General features: G+C 71.8%; 18 protein-coding genes and 2 pseudogenes. 12 read left to right on the top strand and 8 right to left on the bottom strand.

All coding sequences use genetic code 11. The features are described 5' to 3' along the window. Positions 1 to 69 precede the first annotated feature (69 nt). A complete protein-coding gene (locus ACFY04_RS16030) occupies positions 70 to 768 on the top strand; it encodes a TetR/AcrR family transcriptional regulator (RefSeq protein ID WP_389117082.1) in 699 nt (232 codons plus the stop codon). Here ACFY04_RS16030 and ACFY04_RS16025 read toward each other — a convergent pair. Further along, on the bottom strand, positions 755 to 1,915 hold the full coding sequence (locus ACFY04_RS16025) for an enoyl-CoA hydratase/isomerase family protein (protein ID WP_389117081.1): 1,161 nt from the start codon (positions 1,913 to 1,915) through the stop codon (positions 755 to 757). The two genes, ACFY04_RS16030 and ACFY04_RS16025, sit on opposite strands and share 14 nt — an antisense overlap. On the opposite strand from ACFY04_RS16025, the gene ACFY04_RS16020 reads away from it, so the two are divergent. After that, a complete protein-coding gene (locus ACFY04_RS16020) occupies positions 1,914 to 2,477 on the top strand; it encodes a dihydrofolate reductase family protein (RefSeq protein WP_389117079.1) in 564 nt (187 codons plus the stop codon). The genes ACFY04_RS16025 and ACFY04_RS16020 overlap by 2 nt on opposite strands. 21 nt (positions 2,478 to 2,498) lie before the next feature. Here ACFY04_RS16020 and ACFY04_RS16015 read toward each other — a convergent pair whose 3' ends face one another. Continuing rightward, complete coding sequence (locus ACFY04_RS16015) at positions 2,499 to 3,059, bottom strand: DUF6434 domain-containing protein (protein WP_389117078.1); 561 nt, start codon at positions 3,057 to 3,059, stop codon at positions 2,499 to 2,501. Positions 3,060 to 3,146: 87 nt separating this feature from the next. On the opposite strand from ACFY04_RS16015, the gene ACFY04_RS16010 reads away from it, so the two are divergent. Together ACFY04_RS16010 and ACFY04_RS16005 are read left to right on the top strand one after the other, a co-directional pair. Continuing rightward, positions 3,147 to 3,728 (top strand): hydrolase, encoded by a 582-nt coding sequence (locus tag ACFY04_RS16010; RefSeq protein ID WP_301364728.1) that lies wholly within the window; start codon positions 3,147 to 3,149, stop codon positions 3,726 to 3,728. Positions 3,729 to 3,809: 81 nt separating this feature from the next. Continuing rightward, positions 3,810 to 5,777, top strand: a complete 1,968-nt coding sequence (locus ACFY04_RS16005) for an NAD-binding lipoprotein (RefSeq protein WP_389117076.1) — start codon at positions 3,810 to 3,812, stop codon at positions 5,775 to 5,777. Between the two features lie 22 nt (positions 5,778 to 5,799). Here the strand turns inward: ACFY04_RS16005 and ACFY04_RS16000 are convergent, their stop codons facing one another. The 4 genes and pseudogenes from ACFY04_RS16000 to ACFY04_RS15985 all read right to left on the bottom strand — a co-directional run. Beyond that, positions 5,800 to 7,761 (bottom strand): flavin monoamine oxidase family protein, encoded by a 1,962-nt coding sequence (locus ACFY04_RS16000; RefSeq protein WP_389117074.1) that lies wholly within the window; start codon positions 7,759 to 7,761, stop codon positions 5,800 to 5,802. 186 nt (positions 7,762 to 7,947) lie between these two features. Next, positions 7,948 to 8,685, bottom strand: a complete 738-nt coding sequence (locus tag ACFY04_RS15995) for a carbonic anhydrase (RefSeq protein WP_389117073.1) — start codon at positions 8,683 to 8,685, stop codon at positions 7,948 to 7,950. 104 nt (positions 8,686 to 8,789) lie between these two features. Next, entirely contained in the window at positions 8,790 to 9,326 is a 537-nt protein-coding gene (locus tag ACFY04_RS15990) for an NADPH-dependent FMN reductase (RefSeq protein ID WP_389117071.1), read from the bottom strand. A gap of 143 nt (positions 9,327 to 9,469) precedes the next feature. Next, positions 9,470 to 10,369, bottom strand: a pseudogene (locus ACFY04_RS15985) (ABC transporter ATP-binding protein); the annotation flags it as partial. Positions 10,370 to 10,457: 88 nt separating this feature from the next. Between ACFY04_RS15985 and ACFY04_RS15980 the strand changes: the two are divergent. The 8 genes from ACFY04_RS15980 to ACFY04_RS15945 all read left to right on the top strand — a co-directional run bounded on the left by ACFY04_RS15980 (position 10,458) and on the right by ACFY04_RS15945 (position 21,964). Beyond that, on the top strand, positions 10,458 to 11,621 hold the full coding sequence (locus ACFY04_RS15980) for a tyrosine-type recombinase/integrase (protein WP_389117070.1): 1,164 nt from the start codon (positions 10,458 to 10,460) through the stop codon (positions 11,619 to 11,621). A gap of 275 nt (positions 11,622 to 11,896) precedes the next feature. Continuing rightward, complete coding sequence (locus ACFY04_RS15975) at positions 11,897 to 12,133, top strand: DUF6186 family protein (protein WP_389117069.1); 237 nt, start codon at positions 11,897 to 11,899, stop codon at positions 12,131 to 12,133. Positions 12,134 to 12,149: 16 nt separating this feature from the next. Then, positions 12,150 to 13,247, top strand: coding sequence for a DUF6256 family protein (locus ACFY04_RS15970; protein WP_389117067.1), 1,098 nt, complete (start codon positions 12,150 to 12,152; stop codon positions 13,245 to 13,247). A 184-nt stretch (positions 13,248 to 13,431) separates the two neighbouring features. Further along, positions 13,432 to 13,749, top strand: coding sequence for a CU044_2847 family protein (locus tag ACFY04_RS15965; protein WP_389117066.1), 318 nt, complete (start codon positions 13,432 to 13,434; stop codon positions 13,747 to 13,749). A gap of 19 nt (positions 13,750 to 13,768) precedes the next feature. Continuing rightward, entirely contained in the window at positions 13,769 to 15,280 is a 1,512-nt protein-coding gene (locus ACFY04_RS15960; RefSeq protein WP_389117064.1) for a serine protease, read from the top strand. Then, a complete protein-coding gene (locus ACFY04_RS15955) occupies positions 15,277 to 16,215 on the top strand; it encodes an AAA family ATPase (protein WP_389117063.1) in 939 nt (312 codons plus the stop codon). The genes ACFY04_RS15960 and ACFY04_RS15955 overlap by 4 nt, the downstream gene beginning before the upstream one ends. Beyond that, on the top strand, positions 16,212 to 17,264 hold the full coding sequence (locus ACFY04_RS15950) for a hypothetical protein (protein WP_389117062.1): 1,053 nt from the start codon (positions 16,212 to 16,214) through the stop codon (positions 17,262 to 17,264). The genes ACFY04_RS15955 and ACFY04_RS15950 overlap by 4 nt, the downstream gene beginning before the upstream one ends. Further along, on the top strand, positions 17,261 to 21,964 hold the full coding sequence (locus ACFY04_RS15945) for an AAA family ATPase (protein ID WP_389117060.1): 4,704 nt from the start codon (positions 17,261 to 17,263) through the stop codon (positions 21,962 to 21,964). Before ACFY04_RS15950 ends, ACFY04_RS15945 begins: the two co-directional genes overlap by 4 nt. Positions 21,965 to 22,318: 354 nt before the next feature. Here ACFY04_RS15945 and ACFY04_RS15940 read toward each other — a convergent pair. Both ACFY04_RS15940 and ACFY04_RS15935 read right to left on the bottom strand, forming a co-directional pair. Further along, positions 22,319 to 22,621, bottom strand: a pseudogene (locus tag ACFY04_RS15940) (sensor histidine kinase KdpD); the annotation flags it as partial. 650 nt (positions 22,622 to 23,271) lie between these two features. After that, positions 23,272 to 26,727: a protein kinase gene (locus ACFY04_RS15935; protein ID WP_389117058.1), complete on the bottom strand. Its 3,456-nt coding sequence runs from the start codon at positions 26,725 to 26,727 to the stop codon at positions 23,272 to 23,274. Between the last annotated feature and the right edge of the window lie 4 nt (positions 26,728 to 26,731).

Here is a 26,731-nt window from a genome sequence, read left to right as displayed (position 1 = left end):
CGTGCGCAGCCCCGAATGCGGTGTACGCAGGCTGCGTACGGTGTTCGCACCGTCGGTTAGGCTGGCGGTATGTCAGCAGAAGTGCAGCAGACCCGTCCCGTCGCACCGGCCGCGCCTGCCGTCGCCTCCGTCCGGCCCGGCCCGCGCCGCAAGGAACAGCAGCCCGCGCTCAGCCGGGCCCAGATCGTCGCGGCGGCCGTCCGGCTGCTCGACGCCGAGGGCATCGACGCGCTGAGCATGCGCAGGCTCGGCACCGGGATGGGCGCCGCCGCCACCTCCCTGTACCGGCACGTGACCGGCAAGGACGAGCTGATCGCGCTGGTCGTGGACGAGGTCTACGGCGAGCTGGAGGTACCCGGCGCGGCGAGCGCGGCCGAGTGGCGCGACGCCGTCTCGCGCGGCAGCCACAGCCTGCGCGCGATGGCCCTGCGCCACCCCTGGGTGGCCCCGGTGCTCGGCCAGGTGGGGCCGGCGCACCTCGGCCCGAACCTGATGCGCATGTCGGAGCGGATGCTGGCGCTCTTCCGGACGGCCGGCTTCCCGGCGGACGAGGCGGACGAGGCGGACCGCGCCATGAAAGCGGTCCTCTCCTACGTGGTCGGCGCCACGACCGGCGAGGCCGCCCACCTCTCGCGGCTCGCCCGCAGCGGGCGGAGCGAGCAGGAGTGGGTGGAGGGCCGGGACCCGCGGAAGCTGCGCGAGGAGACCTTCGACTACGGACTCCAGCGGGTCCTGGACGGCCTGGAGACGCGGCTCAGCCGCGGCTGAGGTCTTCCGGCGGCGGCAGGCGCAGTTCGCGGTCCTCCCCGAGCGGGGCGAAGAAGCGCTCCACGTCCGCGTCGGTCACCTCGGCCAGGGTCGCCGGGGACCAGCGCGGATCGCGGTCCTTGTCGACGACCTGCGCCCGGATGCCCTCGACCAGGTCGGGCGCGGTCAGCCCGTTGCAGGAGACCCGGAACTCCTGGGCCAGCACCCGCTCCAGCGGGCCGTGGTCCGCGGCCCGGCGCATTGCGGCGAGGGTGACCTTGAGGGCGGTCGGGGACTTGGCCAGGATCGTCTCGGCGGCCTCCTTGGCGGCGGGCTCCCCCTGGCCGAGCAGCCGTTCCACGATCTCCTCGACCGTGTCGGCCGCGTAGCAGTGGTCGATCCAGCCGCGCCGGCCGGCGAGTTCACCGGGCCCGGGGGTGGCGGCGTACCGCGGCAGCACCTCGTGGGCGGGTGCGCCGGCGAGGGCGGCGGTCAGCTCCGGGAGCCGCTCGGCCGGTACGAAGTGGTCGGCGAGCCCGCACAGCAGCGCGTCGGCGGCGCCGACCGCGGTGCCGGTGAGGGCGAGGTGGGTGCCGAGGTGGCCGGGCGCGCGGCCGAGCAGGTAGGTGCCGCCGACGTCGGGGACGAAGCCGATGCCGGTCTCGGGCATGGCGACGCGGGAGCGTTCGGTGACGATCCGGACCGAGCCGTGGGCGGAGACGCCGACGCCGCCGCCCATGGTGATGCCGTCCATGAGGGCGACGTACGGCTTGGGGTAGCGGGCGATGCGGGCGTTGAGCCGGTACTCGTCGCGCCAGAAGCCGGCGGAGGCGGTGTTCCCGGCCTTGGCGTCGTCGTGGATGGCCCGGATGTCCCCGCCCGCGCACAGGCCGCGCTCACCGGCGCCGCGGATCAGGACCTGCTGGACGGCGGCGTCGGCCGCCCATGCGGCGAGGGTTTCGTCGATGCGGATCACCATGGGGTGGGTGAGGGCGTTGAGGGCCCTGGGGCGGTTGAGGGTGACCACCCCGGTCCGGCCGTCGGTGTGGAACAGCACGGTGTCCGCGTCTTCCGGCTTCACGTCTTCGGTCTTCACACCGGCCAGTATCACCGCGGCCCGCGCCGCTCCCGCCGCCGGGCGCTCCCGGGGCGTACCGTGGGCTGTCATGCGGAAGATCGTGCTGATGGCGGGGATGTCGCTCGACGGGTACATCGAGGGGCCGGACCGGCAGATCGACTGGCACCGCGTCGACGACGAGCTGCACCGGCACATGAACGACGTACTCCGCCCGATGGGCGGTTTCCTCAGCGGACGCGTCACGCACGAGCTGATGGCGGACTACTGGCCGACCGCCGACGCCGATCCCGCGAACGCCGGCACGGTGGCCGAGTTCGCCGAGATCTGGCGGTCCATGCCCAAGTACGTGTACTCGCGCACCCTGCGGTCGGCCGAGTGGAACACCACGGTCGTGCGGGACGTCGTGCCCGAGGAGGTCGCCGCGCTCAAGGCGGCCCCGGGCGGCGACCTGACGCTGAGCGGGGCGGATCTGGCCGCCTCCTTCCTGCGCCAGGACCTCGTGGACGCGTACCGGATCTACGTGCACCCGGTGCGGATCGGGCGCGGCACGCCGCTCTTCCCCACCCTCGACTACGCTCCGGTGGCCCTGCGGCACACGGACACCCACACCTTCGGCAACGGCGTCGTCCTGCTGCGCTACGAGCGCGCGTGACGTGCCGGGGTACGACCCGGCTCAGTCGCGGGGGCGGGCCCGGTGAGCCTGCCACGCGGCCAGGGCCTGCGCTCGGTCCCCGTCCGGGTGCTGGGCGTGCCAGGCGCGCAGGAACCGGTTGAACTCGAACTGCGCGCCCACCTCCTGGGGTTCGGCCGCCCGCGCGCGGGTCGCGTGCCAGTGCGCGACGGCCTCGGCGAGGGTGTGCCCCGCGTGCCCGGCGACGTAGTCCCGCATGAAGGCGTCGAAGTGGAAGCCGGGTCCGATCTCGCGGACGAAGTACGCGCGCAGCACCTGGCTGCAGCGCTGGCCCGGCGGGATCACGGTCGCGCCGGTGACGGGGTCGGCCAGCTGGCGTCCGGCGCGGCGGGGTGCGGGGGCCGCCGGGGCGGCGGGCGCGGGAAGTCCGTCGAGGGCGGCGGCGAGCCGCGCGGTGACGGCTGCCTTGCCGCCGCCGGCCGGGAGTCCCATCTCCCGTGCGAGTGCGCTCAGTTCGGCCAGCGTCCAGTACCAGCGCAGCAGCTCGGACCCGGTCAGCGCGGCCGTCGGGGCGGGCCGGGATTCCCCCGTATTCGTACTCACGTTCCCATTCTACGTGCGGCGCCGACCCGCCGGCCCGCACTCCCCCACCCCCACCCCCACCCCCACCGCCACCCGAGGAGAGAACCCATGACCGCCGAACCCCACCGCCTCACCCTCGGCGGGGACACCGCCCTCGTGCTCATCGACCTCCAGACGGGCATCCTCGACCGGCCCGCCGCGAAGCCCACGCCCGAGATCCTGGGGAAGGGGATCGCGCTCGCCGAGGCCTTCCGCGCCCATCGGCTGCCCGTGGTGCTCGTCAAGGTGGCGTGGTCCCCGGACGGCGGTGACCTGCCCACGGCGAACGTGGACCGCCCCGGCCCGGCCGCCGCCCCGCCCGCAGCCTTCTCCGAGATCCCGGCCGAGCTGGCGGCCCTCGGGGACGTGGTCGTCACCAAACGCCACTGGGGCGCCTTCACCGGTACCGAACTCGACCTCCAGCTGCGCCGCCGCGGCATCCACCGCATCGTGCTGGCCGGCATCTCCACCAGCGTCGGCGTCGAGTCCACCGCCCGTACGGCGTGGGAGCTCAGCTACGACCTGGTCTTCGCGGAGGACGCCACCGCCGACACCGACCCCGACTCGCACGCCCACACCTTCGGCAAGATCTTCCCCCGCATCGGCAAGGTCAGCACCACGGACGAGATCATCGCGGCCCTGGACTCCTGACCCGGCCGCGCTCCGGGGGCGGTTCACCCGTAACCGGGCGGCCGCCCGCGGGTTAGCAGCACGGAAGGCGAGGGAGTTCTCATGGCGCAGCGGCACACGACGTCCTTACGGCTGCGTCTTCGGTACCGGTTCGACCATCTGGTCGCAGGAGGGACCACCGCGCTCATCGGCTGGTTCGCCCTGGCCTGTCTCGCCGTCGTGGTCCCGGCGAGCACGGTGCTCGTCTGGGCCGACCGGGCCGCCCCGGCGACCCTCTCCGGCCGGCTCACCGCCGTCTGGGTCAGTGTCGGGCAGACGCTCAAGATCGGGGGCGCGGTCGGGTCCCCGATCTACGTACTGGCCTCCGTGGCCCTCGCCCTGACCGCCCTGCTGTTCGTGTCCACGCTGGTCGGACTGATCACCACCGGCATCAACCGGCGCATCATGCTGCTGCGCCGCGGCCACTCCACCGTGCTGGAATCCGGGCACACCGTGGTGCTGGGCTGGTCGGACCAGATCTTTCCGGTGGTCGGGGAGCTGGTGGCCGCGAACGCCAACCGGCGCAGGTCGGCCATCGCCGTCCTCGCGCCGAAGGACAAGGTGGAGATGGAGGAGGAGATCTCCACCTCCGTCGCGGGCACCGGCACCGGCACCGGCACGACGCGGATCATCTGCCGCAACGGCCGCACCACCGACCCCGCTGAGCTGGCCCGGGTGAGTCCGCGGACCGCGAAGGCCGTGCTCGTCCTGCCCCCCGAGGGGGACACCGGTGACGCCCAGGTGGTGAAGACACTGCTCGCCCTCGGCGCCGCCGTCCCCGAGCCCGGCGGGGCGGTGGTGGTCGCCGCCGTGCGCGACACCCGCAACCATCTCACCGCCCGGCTGGCCGCCGGGCCCGGCGGGCACGTCCTGTGCGTCGACGACATCATCGCCCGGCTCCTCGTCCAGACCGCCCGCGAGCCCGGCCTGTCGCTCGTCTACCAGGAACTCCTCGACTTCGCGGGCGACGAGTTCTACACCGCCGCCGCCCAGGGCCTCGCCGGACGCACCTTCGGCGAGGCCCTGCTGGCGTTCACCACGTCCTCGGTGGTCGGACTGCTGCACGCCGACGGCCGCGTCGCGCTCAATCCGGCCCCCGGTACGACGATCGGCGCGGGCGACCGGGTCGTCCTCATCTCCGAGGACGACGACACGGCCCTGCCGGCGGACGCGTCCTCGTGGGTCGACGAGGACGCGATCGTCACGGCCCGCCCCAGGACGCCCGAGGCCGAACGGCTGCTCCTCCTCGGCTGGAACCGCCGCGCGCCGCTCCTCGTGGAGCAGCTCGACCGGTTCGTCGGCCCCGGGACCACGCTGGACGTCGTATCGCTCGCCGACGACGTGAGGACGCGCGCCGCCGCCGGCGCCACGGGGGCGCGCAGCCGCCTCGAAGTGACCTTCCGCAGCGGGGACATCACCGATCCCGGGCTGCTGGCCAAGCTGGACGTGCCCTCGTACGACAGTGTGATCGTCATCGGCGAGACGGGCCACGAGCCCGTCCCCCACGCGGCGGCGCTGCCGCCCGCCCGCGCGGTCGACCTCGGCCTCGCTCCGGAGACCGGGACGGAGACGGACGACCGGACGCTGGTCACCCTGCTGCACCTGCGGGCCATCGGGGAGGCGGCGGGGCGGGAGCTGTCGCTCACCACGGAGATGTCCGACGACGGCAACCGGCTGCTGGCGCCCGCCCGGGCGGGTGCCGACTTCATCGTCAGCGGCCGGCTGATCAGCCTCCTCATGACCCAGATCTCGGAGAGCCCCTATCTCGCCGCCGTCTTCGAGGAGTTGTTCGAGGCGGAGGGGAACGAGCTCCACCTGAGGCCGGTAGCGGACTACGTGCGCACCGGTCACGAGGTGGCGTTCGCGACCCTCGTCGAGTCGGCCCGCCGGCGCCGCGAGTGCGCGGTCGGCTACCGGCTGCGCGCCGAGGCCGCCGTGGGCCCCGCGTACGGGGTGCGGCTCAATCCGGACAAGGGGCAGCGGGTCCGCTTCGGCGAGCACGACTGGCTGATCGTGCTCGCCGAGAGCTGAGGCGGCCCCCCGGCCGGGGCCGTCAGAGGGTCGAGTGGACCTCCAGGGCGGTGCGTACCGCGGACTCCAGGGCTCCCTCGATCCACGCCGGCTTGATGGAGGTGTGGCACCCGGCGAAGTGCAGGTTCCCTTCGGCCTTGCGGACGTGGGGGAAGAGTTCGGTGTGCTGGCCGGGCAGCAGCACGGAGGCCTCGCCGTAGGCGTACGGGTCACGCATCCAGGACTGGGTGCGGCCGACGCCGGTGTAGAACACCTCGATCCGCTGCCCGAACACCTCCTGCACCCCGGCGAGCGCGCGCGGGTAGCGCTCCTCGTCGTCCAGGGAGTCCCACTTCAGGGCGTCGTCCGACCAGCTGTAGGAGGCGAGCACGACGCCGCCCGCGCTGCCCTCGACGGGGTAGGAGGGCTGGAACATGAAGCGGTTGGGGTTGTCGGTGGCCGAGCCGCCGCCGATGACGTGGGCCGCCTCGGGCTGGTCGCGGGTGACCGCTCGGCAGGCCGCGTAGTGCGCCCGCTGCCCGCTGGAGATGCCGCGGTCGGACACGGACGAGTGCGCGCCCAGCAGGGTGCCGTCCGCCGGGGTCTGCCCGAGCTGGTACTTGCGGTACAGGCCGGGCTGGACCGCCTCCAGCTCGCGCTTCCAGTCGGCCTCGTCGAACTCCCACCAGCGGCGGCTGAATTCGAGCAGGACCTTGGTCGCCGCGTCGTAGTGCAGCTCGGTGATCGCGCGCCGCTTGCCGTACGAGAGCGCGGGCGCGACCGGGATGTGGCGCAGCCCGGAGAAGGGCACGGTGATGATCGCGGTGTCGCCGGTGAAGGTCTCGCGCCGCACGGGGCTGCCGCCGCGGCCCTCGGAGACGGTCTCGATGCTGACCCCGCCCTCCCCGTGGGTGATCCGGGTGGCGCGGCGGTCGAGCCGGACGAGGTCGTCGACGCGGGCGTAGAGGGCGTCGGCCAGGGTGGCGGTGCCGCCGGGCAGTTCGAAGAAGGCGGTGTCCGGGCTGATCAGCGAGGCCCCGATGAAGCTGTGCACGAAGGCGAGGTGCAGGCGGGAGGTGAGGTTCTCGACGGTGCCGATCAGGTCGATCGTCCGCTCGTCGAGCTTCGCCTCCTCGGTCAGGTAGCGGTACATCGACATGTGGCCGTAGCGCTGGATCACGCGGGCCCAGCCCTCGACGAGCTGCTTGTCCTTCTTGCCCTCGATCTCCTTGCGTACGGGGGCGAAGGCGTTGCGGACGATCTGCGCGGCGGGCACGGCCTCGTAGGCCGCCGGGACCCCGAAGGACTTGTTGAGGGCCTGCGGGCTGCGCGCGTAGTCGGCACGGCGGACGCGGATGCCGTTGACGAAGATCCACGTACGGTAGGCGGGGCGGCCGGACCCGTCGACGTCGACCAGGTGGAAGCGTCGGCGCTTCAGGCCGAGACTGTCGATCAGCCCGGTGACCAGGGGGTGGCTGTCGGGAATGCGCATCGCGCCGGCCTCGGCGTACTGCTTCGGGTCGGCGAAGGGGGCCGCGGACCTCTCGTGGCCGCCGGCACGGAAGGTCTTGATCCGGCCGCCCACCCGGTTGCCGTTGGCCTCGATGACGGTGACCTGGTGTCCGGCCTCGCGCAGCAGGTGGGCGGCGGTGAGCCCGGCGGGCCCGGCGCCGACGATCAGTACCTTCTTGCGGGTACGCGACCGGGGCAGGCCGTTCTTCAGCAGGATGTCGGAGTAGCGGGGCACCAGGGGCTCGTCGTCTTCGTCGCGTACGAGGACGGCCCGGGCGATGGTGAGACAGGTCTCCCAGTCGGGGCGCGCCGATCCGGACGGGGTCTGCGGGGTCCCGGCGGAGGCGGCGGCGACCGACAGGGCGCCGACTCCCGCGACGGCGGCCGCACCGCCGATGACGGTACGGCGGGAGGGGCGGCGGGAAGGCGCCGGGGCGGGCTCGCCGGAAGGGCCGGGCGTGGGATCGGGCGCGGGCACGGGTTCGATGATCATGTATCAACTCTCCCGGCCCCCCGGCGCCTTGAGCGCCCAAAGGCGCCCAGGCGGGGAAGAATCACCCACACGTGCGGTGCGGACCTCCCGACGCTGACGAACTGGGATTCGTGCCGGTCCGGACCGGCCCGTCCCGCCGGACCCGGTGGACCCGCCGGACCCGGTGGACCCGGTGGACCCGGCGGGTCAGCCGATCCGGCGTACCCGCTGGCTGGTGAGTTCGTACCGGGCTCCGACGACGGCCAGGTGCCCGGCCGCGACCTTGGCGGCGAGCTCCGGTTCCGCGGCGAGCCGCGCCCGCACCAGCCGTACGTTCGCCGTGATCGCCGCGTCGATCCGCGCGGCCCCGCGCAGCGTGCGGTCGATCGCCGGGTGGATCTGATCGACCAGGTACTGCATGTGGCCCGGCAGCGGGGCCCCGCCCTCGTCGGCCCGGACGGCCGCGGCGACCGCCCCGCACGACTGGTGGCCCAGGACGACGACCAGCGGGATGCCCAGTTCGAGGACTCCGTAGGCGATGCTGCCGAGCACCGCCTCGTCCAGGACCTCGCCCGCCGACCGTACGGTCAGCAGATCGCCGAGACCCTGGTCGAAGACCAGCTCCGGGGGGACGCGGGAGTCGACGCAGCCGAGGACGACGGCGAAGGGGTGCTGGCCGGCGACCAGTGTCTGGCGCACGGTCCGCGTCTCGTCGGGGTGCCGCTCGTGCAGGGTCCGCCAGCGCGCGTTGCCCGTCTCCAGTTCCCGCAGCGCGGACGCGGGGCCGGCGGGCCGGACCCTTCCGGGGCCCCCGGTGACGGGAGCCCCGGGAGTGCGGGGGGAGCCGGCCACCAGGCCGGCTCCCAGGGCCACCGTGCCGGTCAGTACCACCCGGAGCAGCCGGCGCCGCCCCGGGACGCCGCGGCTTTCCGCAGGGATGCTCATATCAGCACAAGCTACGCATATCCATCCCCGAAGGGTGGGTGCCGCTCTCGGGTGGACCCGGGTGGGACCCGGGTGCGACCCGGGTGGGACCCGGGTGGGACCTCTCAGCGGGGCGTCAGCAGCCGTGCGAGCACCGTGCCGAGCCGCTCGCGCACCCCCTCGTCGGTGATGATCCCGTCCGAGCCGACCGTGCCCCGGTCCACCGGGATGCTCACGCAGGCCGGCTCCACGATGTCCGCGCCGGTGTAGCCCAGTACCGTGCGCAGCGTGGCCTCCGCGCCCCGGCCCCGGCCGGCGGCGGCCGCGTTGACCCAGGCCACGGGCTTGTCGCAGATCTCGGTGCCGCCGACCGTCCAGTCGAGCAGGTTCTTGAACGAGCCCGGCAGGGTGCCCGCGTACTCCGGGGTGCAGATCAGGACCGCCGCCGCCGCGCCGATCGCCGCGCGCAGCTCTGCCACCGGGCGCGGCAGCGGGTCGGTGTCGTCGTCGGGGTTGAAGTGCGGGAGGGCGGCCAGGCCCTCGTAGAGCTCGGTGCGCACCTGCGCGGGTGCCACGGCCTGCGCGGTGCGCAGCACGGACTCGTTGGAGGAACCGGTCCGCAGGCTTCCGGACAGGAGCAGGATCAGGGGTGGCGTGGACATCCGGTCAACCTACTTCGGAGGGGAATCGTTCGGGGAAGGAGGACGAATTCGTGCGGCTGGTGGCCGGGTTCGTGCCCGCCCCGTGATCCGCCGCGCGACGAGGACGTCGCGCGCGGCGCGGGCCCGGCCGGCCGGGCCCGCGGTCAGTGGAGGTCGGAGCGCGCGGCGGAGGTGTCGTCGAGGAAGCCCCCCGACTGGTGCTGCCACAGCTTCGCGTAGGCGCCCTCCGAGGTGAGCAGCTCCTGGTGCGTGCCGTGCTCGACGATGCGTCCACGGTCGAGGACGACGAGCCGGTCCATGTTCGCGACCGTACTCAGCCTGTGCGCCACCACGAGGGCCGTCCGGCCCTCCATGAGCCGCCACAGCGCCTCCTGGACGAGGATCTCGCTCTCCGAGTCCAGGGCGCTGGTGGCCTCGTCGAGGAGCAGGATCGGCGCGTCGCGCAGGATCGCCCGGGCGAGCGCGACGCGCTGGCGCTGTCCGCCGGACAGCTTGACGCCGCGCTCGCCCACCATCGTGTCGAAGCCGTCGGGCAGCGCGTCGGTGAACTCCGTGACGTGCGCCGCCTCGGCCGCGCGGCGGATCTCGGCCTCGGTGGCGTCCGGCCGGGCGAAGGCGATGTTCTCCCGCAGGGTGCGGTGGAACATCGCCGGGTCCTGCGGGACGTAGGCGATCAGGCTGCGCAGGTCGGCCTGGCGCAGTCGGGTGATGTCCTGGCCACCGATCAGGATCCGGCCGGATTCGATGTCCGTCATCCGCATCAGCAGCCGGGTGAGCGTGGTCTTGCCGCCCCCGGACCGGCCGACGAGGCCGATCTTCGTCCCGCCGGGCACGTTCAGGTCGAGGCCGTCGAAGAGCGGCTTGCCGCCGCCGTGGGCGAAGGTGACCCGCTCGAAGCGGACGTCGGAGGACCCGGTCCGCAGCGGCTCGGGGGAGGCCGGGTCGCGTACGGTCGGCGGCGTGAGCAGCAGTTCGGTGAACTGCGCGGCCTCCGTCATGGAGCTCTCCAGCCGGCGGTAGATCTGGTTGAACTCGATAACGATGAATTGGAACATTTCCGCAGGTCAGATGGCCTACTGGTCGGCGGGGGTCAGCAAAGTGTCAGCATCGGTATCCGAGGAGGCCAAGCGCATGGCAACGAAGAGACTCGCCCGAGGAATGGGTTCATTCTTCAAGGACTGCGGGCACCCCATGTCCCGATGGGCCAACTGCCCGCACCTGTACAAGGTCCGCTACAGGGGTGCCGGCGGGAATCAGGTCGAGGAGTCGGGCTTCCTGACGTCGGACGCGGCCATCGACCGATTGACCAGTATCTACAAGGCGAAGAAGGCCGTGCCTCCAAGCCAGGCGAGCCAGGCGAAGAGCGAGCGCATCGAGAAGTACGGCCAGATGCGCCTGCGGGAGTACACCGAGGAATGGAAGGCCGGCCAGCGCCACCTCGGGCCGGCGACCGTCATCAGCCTCGACTCGCTCCTCCAGCACCACATCTTCCCCGCCCTCGGAACTCGGAAGATGCTCACGTTCGACCCCAAAGTGGTGGACCACTTCATCCGGACAATGGAGCGCAACGCCGTCGGCCTGGCAACACAGTCCAACGCCTACGACAAGCTGAAGGCGATCCTCCTCGACGCCCACCGTCTGGGCCTCTACGAAGACAACCCCCTCCAAGGCGTCAACCCACCCCAGTACAACCCCAAACGCGCCATCATCCCCTCCCCCGAACAGCTCCAGGCCCTCCGCGGCGCCGGGGACGACACGTTCCAACTCATCGTGGAACTCATGAGCGGCTGCGGCCTACGCAACGGCGAGGCCGCCGCGGCCAACATCAACAACATCGTCGCCGACGACGCCTACCGCGTCAGCAACCAAGTCAACCAAACCACCAAACAATACGACCGCCTCAAGCACCGCAAGCCCGGCGAGTACCGCGACGTCCCACTCCCCCAGCGAACCAAGAACGCCATCGAGCTATACGCCGACAAACACGGCACCACCAACGGCTACCTACTGCGCCACCCCAACGATGTCGGCCGCCCCTTCCAGCCCTACCTCTTCCAAAACCAATGGCAACGACTGAAGAGACGAGGCGCACTCGCCATACCCGAAGGCATGGTCATCTACAGCCTCCGCCACTTCTTCGCCTCCAACTGCCTCAGACACAACATCCCCATCACAGACGTCGCCGAATGGATGGGACACAACAACATCGACATCACCTTCAAGACCTACCGACACCTCATGCCCGGCTCCATCGGCACAGCCGCCAAACTCCTCAACGCCGGCCTGGCCGCATGACGCACACACCGTCCGCGCCCTTTCGCCGCCTCTCGGCGCTCGCCACCAGTCCTGAATACCGTCAGGCACAGGCCCGTTCCGGTGACGTGGGCCCAGCCTCCACTGCGTGTGGAGGGCTCCGGACGCCAGCCGCCCTACCGCGTACATCGAGGGCGGCCCGGAGCCCCGGCCTGACCGACGCGCGACGCGCGGTGCGCGTGCGAGGTAGGCGGTCCGCCATTGTCCGATGATCGACCCGACCACTCCGGTTACGGCGCGAGAGGACGGCCAGCGCAGTGGCAGAGCATCCGGTGATCGGACACCTGGTCTGGGCCGTGCTGTTCGGCGCGATCTTCACATGGGAAGGCCTCGGCCTACTCCGGCCGGACGACGGCTTCCCCACCCTCAGCGACGCGACCAGGGCCGTCATGAGCTACCCCGTGGGCCGCTGGGCCCTATTCGGCCTGTGGCTGTGGTTCGGCTGGCACACCTTCGTACGCGGCTGGCACTTCCTACTCCGGGACCCCTCCTGAGACGGCCGGGAAGGCCATGCTGCCGGTCTCCCCCAACATCACCCTCATGATCACCGTCTACGTCATGGTCATGACCTACCTCGGCCTGGGTCTGCTCATGCTCCGCCGCCGCCCCGACCGACCCTGGGTGCCGGCGCGACGGCTCGCCCCTGTGGAGGCCAGACACGGCTGGCTCGCACTGGTCCGCCAAGTGGTAGGCGCTGCGGTCGGCGGATACGCGCTGCTGATGACCGTGGCACTCGGCTACTACCAGGGCGTGGCCCACCTTGGGGGCCGCTTCCTGTTGAGCGCGGCCACCGGCACCCTGCTCCTGACAGGGTCGCCCTGCCCGTCTTCTTCCTCGCCTCATGGTTCGCCACACGCCGACGCGGTTAAGGCAGACACCGGGTGCACACTCCCGCGTCGCGTCCAAGGAACTTGCCGATTCACGAAGCCAAGGAACCGCCCGACCGTTCTCCGCCCCGCTTGGGCGGGAGTGAGGGCGTGCGGCTGGCACTGCACGAAGCAACTCAGCACGCGGTTCACCCCGTCGTGGAGTTCCCCATCAGTCATCGTGTCGACACGCTCCTGCAGTTCGTCCAGCAGCTGGCGCGGAATGCTCGGCGCAGCGCCGAGTCGGCGAGCGGTCGGCCCGACCGCCGCAACGGTGAACTGCCTCGAATTCAGCCCGGACGGCGCACTCCTCGCCACCGGCTGCGAGGACGCCCGGGTGCGCGTCCACTCCGCCGAGGACTGGGTACCGCGTCACGAACAGGCCCACGACCTGCCGGTGTGGGCCATGGCCTTCGCATCGGACGGCAGCACGCTGGCCGTCGGAACGAACCGGGGTGCGGTTACCCTCTGGGCCCTGCGCGGGTCGCGACCAGGGCGCCGCAGGCCGTCATCGACGCGCTCGGAGCCGAGACGATCGTCGGGGCCACGGCAGGCCGCAGGTTCGCCCGCCACGCTCGGCCCCGCTCACTCCCGGGTACGGCCTCGGTCACCAGCCAGACCGCGGCGGCGGCCGCGCCATGCTCGACGGCGCGCCACCGGGACACCCGGCCCGGCCGCCCAGGCCGGGCCCTCGGCCTCGGCGGCCAAGTCGAGAGCGGGACGCGCGGCGCCGCCAGGGTGACCTTGGCGTACAGGTTCGAGCGCGGCCCAGGCGAGCAGCTGCACGAAGGATCCTGGGCAACCGTCAGTGACGGGCGTCCACTCGACTCCGCCCCGGCTCTGGGAGTCGGCGGGCAGGCCGTGAGTGTACGTCCTATCGTGGAAGAGCAGGCCACTCACAGCGCATGTCCCAGTGGAGGTGGCACATGTCGGACAGCACGAAGACCATTGCCGCGACCACGTCGGAGGGCACGGCCCTCCTCGTCGAGGTAGTCGATATCGACGGAGAACTGGGTGGCGGTGAGGAGCTCGCGGGGAGCCGGATACCGGATCTGAAGGACGTCATGCGCCAGGTCACCGACCTATCCACCGACTTCCGCAAGGCCCTGGAGTCGGCGAAGCCCAAGAAAGCGTCGCTTGAGTTCGGGCTCAAGATCGCGCTGAAGAGCGGCGCGATGACGGCCTTACTCGTGGATGCCACGGGTGAGGCCGCGGTGAAGGTGACCCTGGAGTGGGGCGGCTAACCGCCCCCCAACCAGCGTCATGTCCGGCTATCGCCAACGCCACCGTGGGGCACTGGACGCGGCCACGGTGCGCATCGAGACCAAGGACGCCAGTGGCAAGGTGATCGAGCACGGCACCGGGATCCTCGTCACCGCGGACTGGGTGCTGACCTGCGCGCACGTCGTCCCCCCCATGGGAACTCCGACCGTGGTGTACCGGGGGGTGGAGTACCCCGCCGAGGTACTGCAACGGCTTCCCGACCGTGACGGTATCAAGCTGTACACCTTCCCCGACATCGCCCTGCTCAAGGTCGGAACACCGGCCGAGCCCCTGCCCCAGCATACGTGCGTGGAGTTGGAGGACCGCGAACCGGGCAACCGCGACGATCTGTACGCGAGTGGCTGGCCGTCCATCGCGGGTCGGCCGATGTGGGACACGATGTCCATGAAATTCGACGGACAGCGTGGGGGCGAGGACGCGGATCCCCTCCTGTACAAGACGCAAGACGGCCAGGTACAGCCAGGGGCGAGCGGGGCGGGGGTGGTGCACCTCGACAGCGGCAAGGTCGTCGGAATCGTCAAGATGACCCGGGACAAGACAACGAACTTGGGCGCCGTGATCGTCCCGATGACGACTGTCTTCGCCAAGCTCGCGGAGTTCGAGCTACCGGCGAAGAACCAGGCCGCCGCGCCCGCCGACGAGCAGGCCAGCCTGGAGGCTCACCGTCGCCGGCTCGGCTGGGTCCTCCAGGCCGTCCTGAACGAACTCGACGCGATCACGGAACAACCGCGCAGGAGCATGCTGAAGGTCCTGCGGGTCGAGCCGGTGGGCCAGGTCGACATCAATGACCTCGCCTTGGAGTTGCTGGGCATCTCGCTGGACGATCTGCGCCGGGCCCTGCGGGCACTGGCGGAGGCACAGCACGAACACCGCCAGGCCGTCTATCTGCTGCGCGCCACAGCCTGCTGGTCCTCGGTCCGGGACAAGCCGTGGGTCGCCCCGGACGGTGCGGCGCTGCTGGCTGCCGAGCGCGAGTTCCCCCGCCCTCACGTGGTGCACATCGACTGCGCCACCGTGCGGACCGTCGAGATGTACGTGGGCCGCGCCGCCCTCAAGCCCGACTGGCACACGGTCGCGGTCAAAGCCCTGGACGCCGAGACCGACCCCGAGACGGGGTTGCCGGCGGGGCTGCTCCATTCGATCCGGGCGGAGCTGCTGGCGAACGCCGGCCTCCCCTGGGAGAATGAGGACGAGGTCCGGCGCGGGTGGCAGACGGAGCGGAGCCGGAACGCCGCTCTCCGTCAAGCCAGAGAGCTCCTCCTGGTGCTGCCTGCCGAGACCGGCGAGCTGGACGAAGACCTCCTGGAGCGGCTGAAGGCGGCGTTCCCCGCCGTCCTGTTCGCGATCTCCTCCCGGCAGCTGTCCCGGGGAATCGCCGGATCGCCCCTGCTCCTGTCCGTCCCGGCCGCACTGGACGCCGAGAACGAGGAGGAGGCGGTGGCGACGTACACGGCGATCGAGCGCCAGTTGGAGGAGGTGGCGGGACGGTGAACGAACGCCCGCACTACGACCGCATTTTTGACCCGCCACTGAAGCCGCCCGCGCCGGCGACCGGTCAGCGCATCGGCGACCGCACGACCGGCGAATCCAACGTCTACGTCTACGACGAGGAGATCGTGCTCGCGGTCAACGTCGCCCTGGCCACCGGCCGCCCCCTGCTCGTCCGCGGCCTGCCTGGGCGCGGCAAGTCGAGACTTGCGCCCAACGTGGCCGACCAGTTGGGGCGGCGCTTCTACAGCATGACCATCTCCTCCCGCACCCAGGCGCGGGACCTGAAGTGGACCGTGGACGAGGTAGCCCGGCTGAGCGACGCGTCGGCGGGCACGGCGGCGCCGCGGTCCCACTACGTCGTGCCCGGCGCGCTCTGGTGGGCGTTCGAACCGGAGACGGCGGCCCGCCGCGGGCTCCCCGAGGGAGAGACCCGACCCCCGCTGACGGACCCCAACCAGGGCACCGGCGGCGGGCCCAAGGCCGTCGTCCTGCTCGACGAGATCGATAAGGCCGATCCGGACGTACCCAACGACCTGCTCGAATCCCTCGGTTCGTACCAGTTCCAGCGGGAGGACGGGCCAGTCGTCGAGGCGAGCACGGCACCGCTGGTCGTGCTGACGACCAACGAGGAGCGCGAACTCCCCAAGGCTTTCCTCCGCCGGTGCGTGGTGTTAGTGCTGCAACCACCGGGGCGGTACCGCCTCCTTGACATCGCCGAGGCGCACTTCGGCCCCAGGACGGACGCACTCTACGACGACATCCTCCAGTCGTTCGGCGTACCTGCGGCGGGCGGTGAGGGCGGCGTCGAGGTAAGCACAGCCGAGTTCCTGGACGCCATCGCAGCGGCCGTCAAGCTCGACATCGTTCCAGGGCACGAACTCTGGCCGAGCGTCATCCAGGCGTCCGCCCTCAAGCCTGAACCGGAGCTGCGGTGAACACCACCACGCCCGCCACGACAGCCGCCGTACCGACCGGCTGGGACCGGCATGCTGGCCGACGGCCGCCGGTCTCCCTCGGCGACCTGATCCGCGTCGCGGGCGTTCTGCGCCCGGCGCCGGAGATCCTGGCCCGCGCCGCCCGCCTGCTGTGGCCGCCCGCCGAACCGGGCCCGGCCGCGCCGACGGCGCCCGCCCCCGCGCCCCTGGTCCCGGCCACCCCGCTGGCCGGACCGCCCCCGGCACCCGAGGTGGACCGCGAGCAGCTCGGCTACCGGGTACGGCCTGCCGGAAACGACCCGCGCCCGCCCCACCCGGACGTCTGGGTCGAGCGGCTGACCGTCGCGTCCGGCCCGCCCCGGCGGGCCCGGCTGCCCGTGCACGAGCTGCTTCCGCAGCCGCCCGGCAGGCCCGGCCCGACCGCGCCGTCCCTGTTCCGCGCCGACTACCAGCGCGCTATCGTCGCGGAGCTCGCCCGGGCCGCCCGTCCGGGCCCGGACATCGACGTCGGGCACCTGATCGAGCTGCTCGCCACCCGTCGGCCAATCCAGGACGTCCCGCGTGCCACAGCCCGGACGACCCGGGCCGGCCTGCACCTCCTGCTGGACATGGGCCCGTCCATGCGGCCCTTCCTGCGGGACCTGCGCCTGCTCGTCCTGGCGTCGAGAAGCGTCATCGGCCAGGACGCGGTGACCGCACTGCGCTTCGCCGGTCGGCCGACCGTGGTCCGCGATTTGGACGGCGGGATGACTGACCGCGCATACGAGCCCCCGGTCACCCCGTGCGCCGTGCTGGTGGCCACCGACCTCGGCACGGCGGCAGCTGCCACCGGCACCTCCCCGGCCCGGCCCAAGGACTGGGCCGCGTTCGTGCGGACCGTCCACGGCGCCGGCTGCCCGCTGGTCCTCCTCGTCCCCTGTCCACCGGAGCGGTGGCCAGCCTGGGCGGACCGCCGGCTCGCGATCGTCACCTGGGACCTGGTGACGGCCGTGGGGCAGGCCCGCCGGGCGGCCAAGCGGGCGGCGGGCCTCGCCCGGAGCCCGCTGTGAAGGCCGCCGCCCGCGTCGCCCTGTTTCGTCAGGCCCACCCGGCGGCGGCCGAGCTCGCCCAAGCCTGCTCGCTCGCGGTGCGCGTGGAGCCGCCGCTGCTGCGCAACCTGCGGCTGCTGCTGCCGCACGCGGACGTCGCCGCCGAGGCTGACCTGTGGTTCAGCGACCTGCTGTCGGCCCGGGACGTGACCGCCATCGTGCTAGAACCGCCGGTGGCCGAGGTGCTGCGCCGTGAGCTGTCGGCTCCCGGACACGCACGGCTGCTGCACGACGCCTGGGAGCTCATCCGGTCCGCCCACCAGGGCGCTCACTGGTCGGTGCGGCTGGAGGAGCAGGTGCACTACCTGGACACCGCCCGGCCCCCGGGTGCCCGCGAGGCCATTGAACAGCTCCTGCTCGCCGGCCTGGAGGAGCTGAACGGAGAGCACGACCCCGCGGCGGGTGTGGCCCGCTGGCTGCTCGGCGCCGTCGGGCGCCTCCCGTCGGACCTCGCCCGCACGCAAGTGCCGCGCGTCGCCAAGGTGGCCGCCGGAGCCCGCCTCGACGGCCGCGCCGAGCAGGTGACCGACCTGACCGCGGCGGAGGCCGAGGCCTGGCTGCCCTGGCACCTCCGGTCCCTCCCAAATACGACCTTGTCCGTCCAGTTGCTGGACGGGGCCGTGGTGCTGGGCGGCGATCCCGGCCCGCAGGCGATACTGCTGGACGGGATACCGGAAACCGACCCGTTGGTCGTCGAAGTGCGCTGGCAGGACGGCGAGCGGGCGGTGAGCCTCCAGGTAGCCGTGCGCCCCGACGAGCCCATCCAGGTCGAGACCGGAACCGACAGCGTCACCCTGGTCGCCCTCTCCGGCCTAGCGTTCCGGCTGCACCGGCAGGAGGAGCGGGAGTCCCGGTTCGACCGCGGCGGACTGCGGCATGACGCGGTGAAGGTCGCCCTCCGCCCCTGCCTCGAGCGCCGGGAGGAGCTGGACCGATTGCGCGAGGCCCTGGCGGACCCACCCCTGGACGGCGGCTGGGTCGTGGTGCACGGACCGCAGGGCATGGGCAAGTCGGTGCTGCTCGTCGCCGCCGCCGACGAGCTGCCCAGGCGCGGTGTCGCCGTCATCGAGCACTTCTACGGCTCCGGGCCGCCCGAACGCGACGACCCCGACGTGGTTGCCGAGTCGCTGCTGGCCCAACTGACGGCCGAATACCGGCGCCTCCCCACCACCGCAGCCGAGGGCACGATCCAGTCCACGGGCGAGGCCAGCGCGGCGGAGCGCTCTCCCCAGCTCCTCCTGGGAAGGCGGCTACGGGAGCTGGCCGAAGCTGACGCGTTCGACGTCCGTCCACTCGTGATCCTGATCGACGGCTGTCACACCCCCGGGGACGACCTCGCCGACCTGGAGCCGCCACCGCCCCTGCCGGTCCGGCCGCCCGAGGGCGTGCGGTACGCGGTCAGCGTACGGTCGGACGTCCCGCCCGGATTCCGCCGGGGCCGGGCGTCGCGGGGCCTGCGGTGGCGGAACATCACCGGCAGCCGGGAGAGCGACTACGAGGTCTGCACTGCCATGCTGGCACGCGACCGGACCGGTCTGGTGAAGGCGTTCGGCGGCGCCGTCCCGGACGACGACCTCGTCACGCTCACCAACGGACTGCCGGGCCGGTTGGCGGGGCTGATCGCCTGGGCGCTGCGACAGCCGCCAGGAACGGCCGCCGTCGAGGCCGTGCCGCCGTCCCTGACGACCCGCTGGCAGCAGGTGCTGGAACAGCCGTCGCCGCGGGGTACCGGCGTGCCCTGGCTGAACTGGCTGTACCTGGTGGTCGCCGCCGACGGCCGGAACACGTGGGCCGACTGCGCCGACGCCGTGCGCAGCGACCGGGCCACCGGTCCATGGCAGCAGCTCATGGACCAGTTCGTCGCCGAACGCCTGGTAGATCCACCTATCGCGGACGGGGTGATCCGGCTGTCCGACATCTCGGTGAGCGAGCGGCTACGTGAGCTGGACCGCGGCGGAGACGAGCTGCGCCGCGCTCATCGCCGCCTCGCGCTGCCCCCGGAGCCGGGGCGTTCCATGGAGCCGGATCGGCGCCCGCTGCGGACCGAGCGCACCACGCCGACCTGGCGGGCCACGGCGGTCCGGCACGCCCTGGCGGCGTCCGATCCGGGACTCGCTATGGAGCTGTGCCTCAGCCTGCGCTACCTGCGGGTGCGTTATGCGGACGATCCCGCCGCGCTGACCGCCGATCTCGCGGCGGTAGTGGCGAGCACCGGCGATCCCCGGGTGGAAAGCCTTCGTCAGTCTGTTCACGCGCTGGCGAACGCGCGGGTGGCGCCGGCCGCGTTCGCCGCCCGCCTGCACGACCGGCTGCGGGCGCACACCACCGACGGCGAGTGGATCGACGGCGTCTTCTGGGAGGCGCTGGCCCGGACGCCGCTGCGGGTAACCCGGCACCTGGACGACGAAGCCCTGCGGGGGGCGACGCTGACCCGCCGTGAGCACGGCCCCTTCCTGGCCTGCGCCATGACGCCAGACGGCCTCACCACGCTGCTGGGGCCAGACAACCTCCGTTCCCTGGACGAGCCTGACGCGGTGCCGCTGCCGGTACGGTCGGTGAATGGTGCCGTGGCGGGCCCGGCCGGTTCGTTCGCGGCGTGGTCGGACCAGGAGCTCGTCGTCACGGGCAAAGAGCCGCCGATGCTCCTGGACCTGCCCAGCCTGGTCGTTGTTCCGGGCCGGCCCGGGGTCGTCGACTTCGCGGCCCGGCTCCCGTCGGCAGTCGTCCTCGCCACCCCCGAGGGGACGGTGCGGCACTACACCTGGGACGGGACCCCTGGACCCGGCGGGTGGCGGCGCCGCCTGCTCGTCGGCCACGGTGCCCGGGTCACGGCGGCCTCCGACGGCGAGCTGCTGCTGACAGCGAGCGAGGACGGCACGATCAGGCTGTGGGACGCCGGACGCGACCGGGCCCGCATCTGCGCGGCCCACCGCGGCGCCGTCCGCTGTGCCGCCTACCTGCCCGACCGGCGGACCTTCGTCTCCGGTGGCGACGACGGCGACGTGCTCCGGTGGGACGTCGGGCGCCGCTCGCCGATCGCCCGGTGGGCCGGGCACGTGGGGCCGGTGCTGGCGTTGGCGGTCCTCGCCGACGGCCGAGTGGTCTCCGCCTCGGCCGACACCACACTGCGGGTGTGGGGGCTGACGGGGACCGACCCACTGGTGCTCACCGGGCACGAGGACGCCGTGGCCGGCTGTCTGGAGACCGACAGCGGGATCCTGTCGTGGAGCGCCGACGGCACCGTGCGGCTGTGGTCGGCCAGGGGTGGCCCGGCCTGGCACGTGGCCCGCGGTTTCCCCGGCGGCATCCGAGCCGTCACCGCAGCCCGGGGCACGTACGCCGTGCTGTGCGGTGACGGATCGGTCGAGCGCCGGGTCCTGCCGACGTCGCCGTCGGACGTGCGGGCCGGGCTGGGTGCCCTCGCCATCCGGGGGACCGACGTACTCGTCGGCCTCGACTACCTGCTCGGGGTCTTCGACCGGCACGGAGTGGCCGGCGACCCCCACCGGCTGTCTGTGGAGCCGGTCGCCCTGGCGGCCGCCCCCGATAGGGACGAAGTCATCCTGCTGGACCACTCGGGCGGGCTCTGGAACGTGGATGCCTTCGGAAGCGCGGGGCTCCTGCCGTCGCCGGCCCAGCCGCTGCCGGAACGGCTGGTGCGGCTCGCGGGTGGGCGGATCGTGACCTCAGCGGGACCGGAGGTGCGTGTCACGGACCTGGCCTGGTCGCCCATAGCCGTCACAGAACTCCCAGAGCGGGTCACCGCGCTCGGAGCGGCAGAGCTGGAACCGGCGCTCGGCATGGGCGCCGGCGTCGCCGTCGGCACGGCAGCCGGGAACGTTTTCCTCCTCGACCCGGCCACCGCTGCCGCCGCGCGGACGATCACCGTTGGTGCCAGCGCCGTCACGGCCGTCACGGTGGCCGGCGGCGATCGTATGGTGACCGGCTCGGCCGACGGGACCGTGTGCGTAGTCCCGCTCGACTCCGCCCGCCCGGGCGAGGCGCGGCCGGGGCACGACGGACCGGTCACGGCGGTCGCGAGCGCTGGCCCGTGGGTGGTCTCCGGCGGGCGGGACGGGCGACTGCTCCTGTGGCACGACGCCTCGCCGAAGCCGGTGCACGCCGTTGAACTGGACAGCGCCGTCGAGACCCTGGCGATCGCGCCGGACGGGACGTGGCTGGCAGCCCGTGACGCGGCGGGCGGCCTGTGGCTGCTCGATCTGGCGCCGCCGGGCAGTCTGCGGAGCACCGACCTCGTGGGTCTGCTTCCTCCCGCCGGTGGCACCGTCGTGGAGATAACCGGCGAGGGAGAAACACCGTACGAGGCGCTCATGGTGCGCCACCTGATCGCCGTGCGCGAGGACTTCGAGTTGCGTGCGGCGACCATCAGGGTGGGCGGTGCCGAGCTGCCAGCCAGTGTATCGATCGGCGACACGGACGCTCCTGGGAAGGAGTGGGCGACGGTGGAACCGGACGGTGCCCTGCGGCTGCCGCTCTGGGTGGAGGCGGGCGAGACGGCCGTGTTCTGGCTGCGCACACCGTGGGGGGAGGGCGCCATACCAGCCGGGGGGATCACCTTCGACCTCTGGTTGGCCTCCCCGAATCTCGACGGCCAGGTCGGTGTGGTCCGGCCACCCTCCGGCCGCCCGGCCAGCGCCTGACCGTCCTGCGGTATACGAGCCCCGGATCGGGGTCGCGGGGCGCCGGGATTCCGTGAAGGTGATCAAGAGGCGGTTACGGTCTGTGGTCGGCCGGAGTCTTGCTCGGACGGCTGTGCTGGGCGGATCTCTGTGAGCGAGAATGCTCGGCATGACGACTTGAAGAGCACCGGCCGGGCGACAGCATTGGCGAAAGGTCGGGAGCTGGGACACGATTCCCGACGGCGATCGACGAGTCTGCGCCGTCTGCGGAACGCCCGTCTGTTCGTACCAGTATCGCTTCCATCCGCCCGAGTCCTCGATGTTCGAGCGCATCGCACGCCGTTTCCCAGACTCCAGAACGGGCCAAGGGTTTCAGAGGATGCGCTCGCGGGTCTCCCAGGGGGTGGTGAGGCCGTGCTCGGCGCGGTAGCGCTGGAGGCCCTCCTCGACGCGGTCGGCGAGCCACAGCAGGGCGAGCTCCCTCAGAGCGGTGAGGTTGCCGACACGAAAGTAGTGGGTGAGGGCGGCCTCAATGCGGTCCGACGGATAGATCTCGCCGTGCAGCATGCGCCGGCGCAGCAGTTCGGGCGGCAGGTCGACCAGTTCGATCTGGTCCGCGCGGCGTGCCGCCTCGTCGGGAAGAGTCTCCCGCTGCGTGACACCGGTGATCTGCTGGACCGTTGGCCTCACGACCGACGTGTTAAGGGCATACACCGCACGCGATGCCGCACTCTGGTCGGCGTTCTTCGCCCACCTCGCCGACTCCCTTCTGCCGGACCTGTTCCCCGTACGCCTATTCCTGGGCCGGGGAGCGACGCCGTACCGCTGGCCGACACCGAGTTCCGCAAACGGGAGGCACTGGAACGCTGCGCCGCCTCTCCCCGACTCGACGACGTAGGCCGGGCGCCGCGACCAGCTGAGCCGCAGCCGCCAGGAACTCGGCTATCCGGCGGCCGGGCCGTCGTGCACCAGGAGTGGGGCCTGTTCGAGGAGGCCGCCGCAAGGCCGGTGGAGGCGGCCCGGCACACCGAGGACGCCGGCAACCTCTACCGCACGCACCGCTTGTACCGCGCAGCCGAACGGTTCGGCGACGCCGACGGGGTCCGCACCGACGGCGTCTGGGGCTGGTCCGACCAGGTCGCCTACTACCTCGACGGCTACAGGCTGGCACCGGGGCCAGCGCTCGGCCACCACCTCACCGCGCAGGCGCCGCACCGCCCCGACGTCCCTGGCCCGGATGCTGAGCGCGGCCGGCAAGCTCGTGCGAACCGAGCCCAAGTGATTACTGACGGGCCGCCCGGCATCCCCCCGAGGCACCGCCGGGCGGGTCAGCCGGGATGCTCCCTGAGCTTCCTGAGGGTGTCGTCCGCCCGCTGTTCCCATGCCCGGGTCTGCTTCGGCCGGAGGTGCCGCAGGTGCTGTCGCATCTCGCGCACCACATCCTCCGCGCCGGCGTCGTCGCCCTCGACGATGCGTGCGGCGGCCCAGCCGATGTAGGACTCGAACCACCGCTCGACGTATTCCGGTTGTCCTCGCTCCGACCTCAGCCTGCGGTAGCTGTCTACGGCGATCCGGAATCCGTGCTCTGCTGCCCCGCCGCGCCCGCATTGCATGGCGTACCGGCCCAGGAGCTGCCCGGTCTCGGCGCGGAGCCGCTCCACCTCATCGCCTGGGAAGGTGGCGGCCAGCCAGGTCAGCTGCCCGGCGGTGTCCTCCAGCTGATGGCTGGCTTCCTGCACCTCGCCGTTCCGGCCCATCTCCCCTGCGTCGGAGTAGCTCTTCCGGAATCGGGCCAGAAGCTCCGGCACCTCGACGGGGCCGGAATCGAGGGTGGCGCGCACCTGCGCAAGAAGGTCCGTGAGGGATTGGACGATGCTGTCACGTAGCGCTGCCCAGGCCGGACGGGGAGCGTCACCGGAGGGCAACTCCTCGGCGGGCTCACCGGACGGACCGGAGCGCATCCGCGCATCCTTGGCCAACGCCACGTCCGTGGCAGGCAGGTTTCGGAAGTGGTGGACGCCCTCCTCCAGCTCCCATGCCGCACTGCGGAGTTCACCGGTCCGCATCAGGGCGAGGGCGAGGATCCTCCGCGTGTTGGCCGCATTGGAAGCGAGGTCGAGGCGGCCGTCTGCGATGAGCCGTTCGTAGGTGGCCAGTGAGGAGCGGGCGGCGGCCGCAGCGTCATACGCGAGGCCGAACTGTATCCGGACAACGGCCAGCCGGCGGAAGCCGTCGGCCAACTCGAAGGCGGGGAGGGTGCCCTGTCGGACATATGCGTCGGTCTCCGACATGGTGGCCTCGCATTCCTCCAGGGCGGCACGGTGGAGCCCGCAGTCCCTGTAGAGGCCGGTGACGGTCTGCCGGATAAGGATGCGCATCAGTACCACGTCGTGTCCTTCAGCTGGTGCCAGGACATCGAGCGCGGCCTGGCACCAGTGAAAGGCTTCGTAGAATTGGCCACGGCGGCGATGTGCCACTGCTCGGTTCCGGTACACCCTTGCCTTGGTCACGTCGCCGTGACTGCCGCAGGAGTACTCCGGGTCGTCGACGACGCGCAGGCCTTCCGCGATCCGCTGCTCGGATTCGTCGAGGCGGCCTGCGTCCCGCAATGCTTCGGCAAGCTTGGACAGCGCCTCGGCCAGTGATTGACCGCCGGTACCCAGACCATCCAGCGCGGTAACGTGGCGCCATATGTCGACCGCTCGCTGTGCCGGTTCGACCGCCTGCTCCGGGTTGTTGAGCTGCCCGACCAGAGCCGATTCATAGTCGTAGGACTGTGCGAGATACTCCGTGAGCTCCGACTTGCCGTCCCGGAGCACGGCTGCCTCAAGTTGCTCAGATGCCTCGCGGTAGGCCGTAAGGGCTTCCCGGACGCGACCTCTGAGTTCATGGCATCGCCCAACAAGGAGGAGCGCTCTGCCCAGATTCCCCGCGTAGTTGTGCATCCCGTGCGCGCGGATCAGGGGTGTGTAGAGCTCCACGGCCCTTCTCGCATGGCCGAGTTCGGCATCCGGCCCAATGCAAGTCAGAATAGCCCGGTTGAACCAGAGGGAGGCGCGTACCGCCTGTAGGTCCCGGTGCTCGGGTCCGTCGAAGCGGGCCAGCCTTTGGTCGGCGTCGTCCCACAACTCGGCGGCACGGTCGGGCGAGCCGTTCTGCTCTATGCAGATAGCCAGGTTTGTGATGGCCTTGGCCTGCCCCTCGTCGTTACCAGCCGCTTGGGCGGCTGTGGCAGACGCCCTGTACAGCGCTTCCGCCTCACCCGTGCCGGCCAAGGCGTTGGCCTTGGTCAGCAGCGCGTCGCTGAGTGCATTGTCAGCCCCCGTCGAGTCGCTCTGCTGCCGTGCGGCCTCGATGGCCCGGTCGGAGACCCGGAGGGATTCCTCGGTGGACCCATCTCGACGGAGCAGTACCGCCAGGCAGTTGAGCGCCGGTGACAGATGCCCTTGGGATTCCTCCGGGGCGAGAGCCTCAAGGATGCGCACGGAAGTGCGGTAACGCTCGATCGCATCGGCCAGATCACCCAGGTCGGCTTGTACCTCGCCCAGCGCGGCGGCACACCGCGCTCGTACGATCTGCGGGCCCGGATCGGCGCCGTCGGGAATCTCCGCTAGGACCCGCCAGACCTCGTTCAGGGCCCGCAGGTCCTCCAGGAGCTGGGACTTGCGGCCGCCGGTACGGGTGGGCCAGTAGCTGACGGCCTCATGTTCGTCGAGGCCCGCGACCGCGTACGCGTACCGGAGAAACTCGCGGGGATCCTCCCTCTCCACCCCGATCATCGAGCGGCGTCCGTGCGTCTGCCGGTCCGGGGACCAGGGGGAGGGCCGTGGAGGGACCTCGTCCGCCAACGGGCCTCCCGTCTCCCGCTCCGCGATGCTCCGCAACCCGGCCGCCAGCTGTCGCAGCGAGACCGGTCGAGCCTGCGGGTCCTCCTGGAAGCAGGACCCCAGCAGCTCGGCCACAGGCGGTGGTATGGCGATGGACCGGTCGGTGAGACGCTCCCGTCGAGCCGCTTGCAGTACCGGCATCGCGACGGCCCCGGACTGCCACGTCCGATCGCCGACGAGCATTTCGACCACGGTGAGTGCCCAGCTCCACACGTCCGCCGCCGGCCCGACCGGCAGACCGTCGCTCTGCTCGGGGGACGCGTAGGCCGAGGTGTGCCCTCGAGCCTGCGGCGCCATCAGCCCCGGCAGGTGCTCATACTCGGGCACCATCCGGTCGCCGATCGATGCCTTAACGAGGACCTGCTCGATCTGGAGCTTCGCCTCCAGGCCTGCCTGCGGTACATCGGCGAGACCGAAGTCGGTGATCTTCGCGAGGCCATCGGCGTCGAACAGAATATTGGCCGGTTTGACGTCGAGATGGAGAAGCCCGGTCGCGTGAGCGGCGTCGAGCCCGTAGGCCACCTGCGTCGCGACGGTGAGAATCCGGCGCAGGGTGAGCATGTCGTCGTCGGAGTACAGCTCTCCGGACCGGATGCGGTCGTCCAGAGAGCCGCCGGGGACGAACTCGCTGAAGACGACGAGCTGGTCCCCCACGGTCCGGGTGAACCTGCACTCGGTGATGTACGGATGGGCGGGGAGGGCGACCCAGCGCTGTGCTTCGGCGATCATGTGCCCCTGGTGTACGAGGTCGGCGCCGTACAGGCGCTTGGCCGCGTATTGTTCCCCGGACCTCAGGCTGCGCACGAGAGCCACCTGGCCGAAGCCACCCGCACCGATGATCCGTTCGACGGTGAACTCCTTCAGCACCGTGGTGCCGGGCTGCCAGTCGGTGGTCATGGGC

The organism is Streptomyces sp. NPDC001549 (genome assembly GCF_042894025.1).
Lineage (GTDB): Bacteria > Actinomycetota > Actinomycetes > Streptomycetales > Streptomycetaceae > Streptomyces > Streptomyces kutzneri.
The sequence above is the reverse complement of the archived record's forward strand: the minus strand, read 5'-3'. Positions and strand labels throughout refer to the sequence as shown.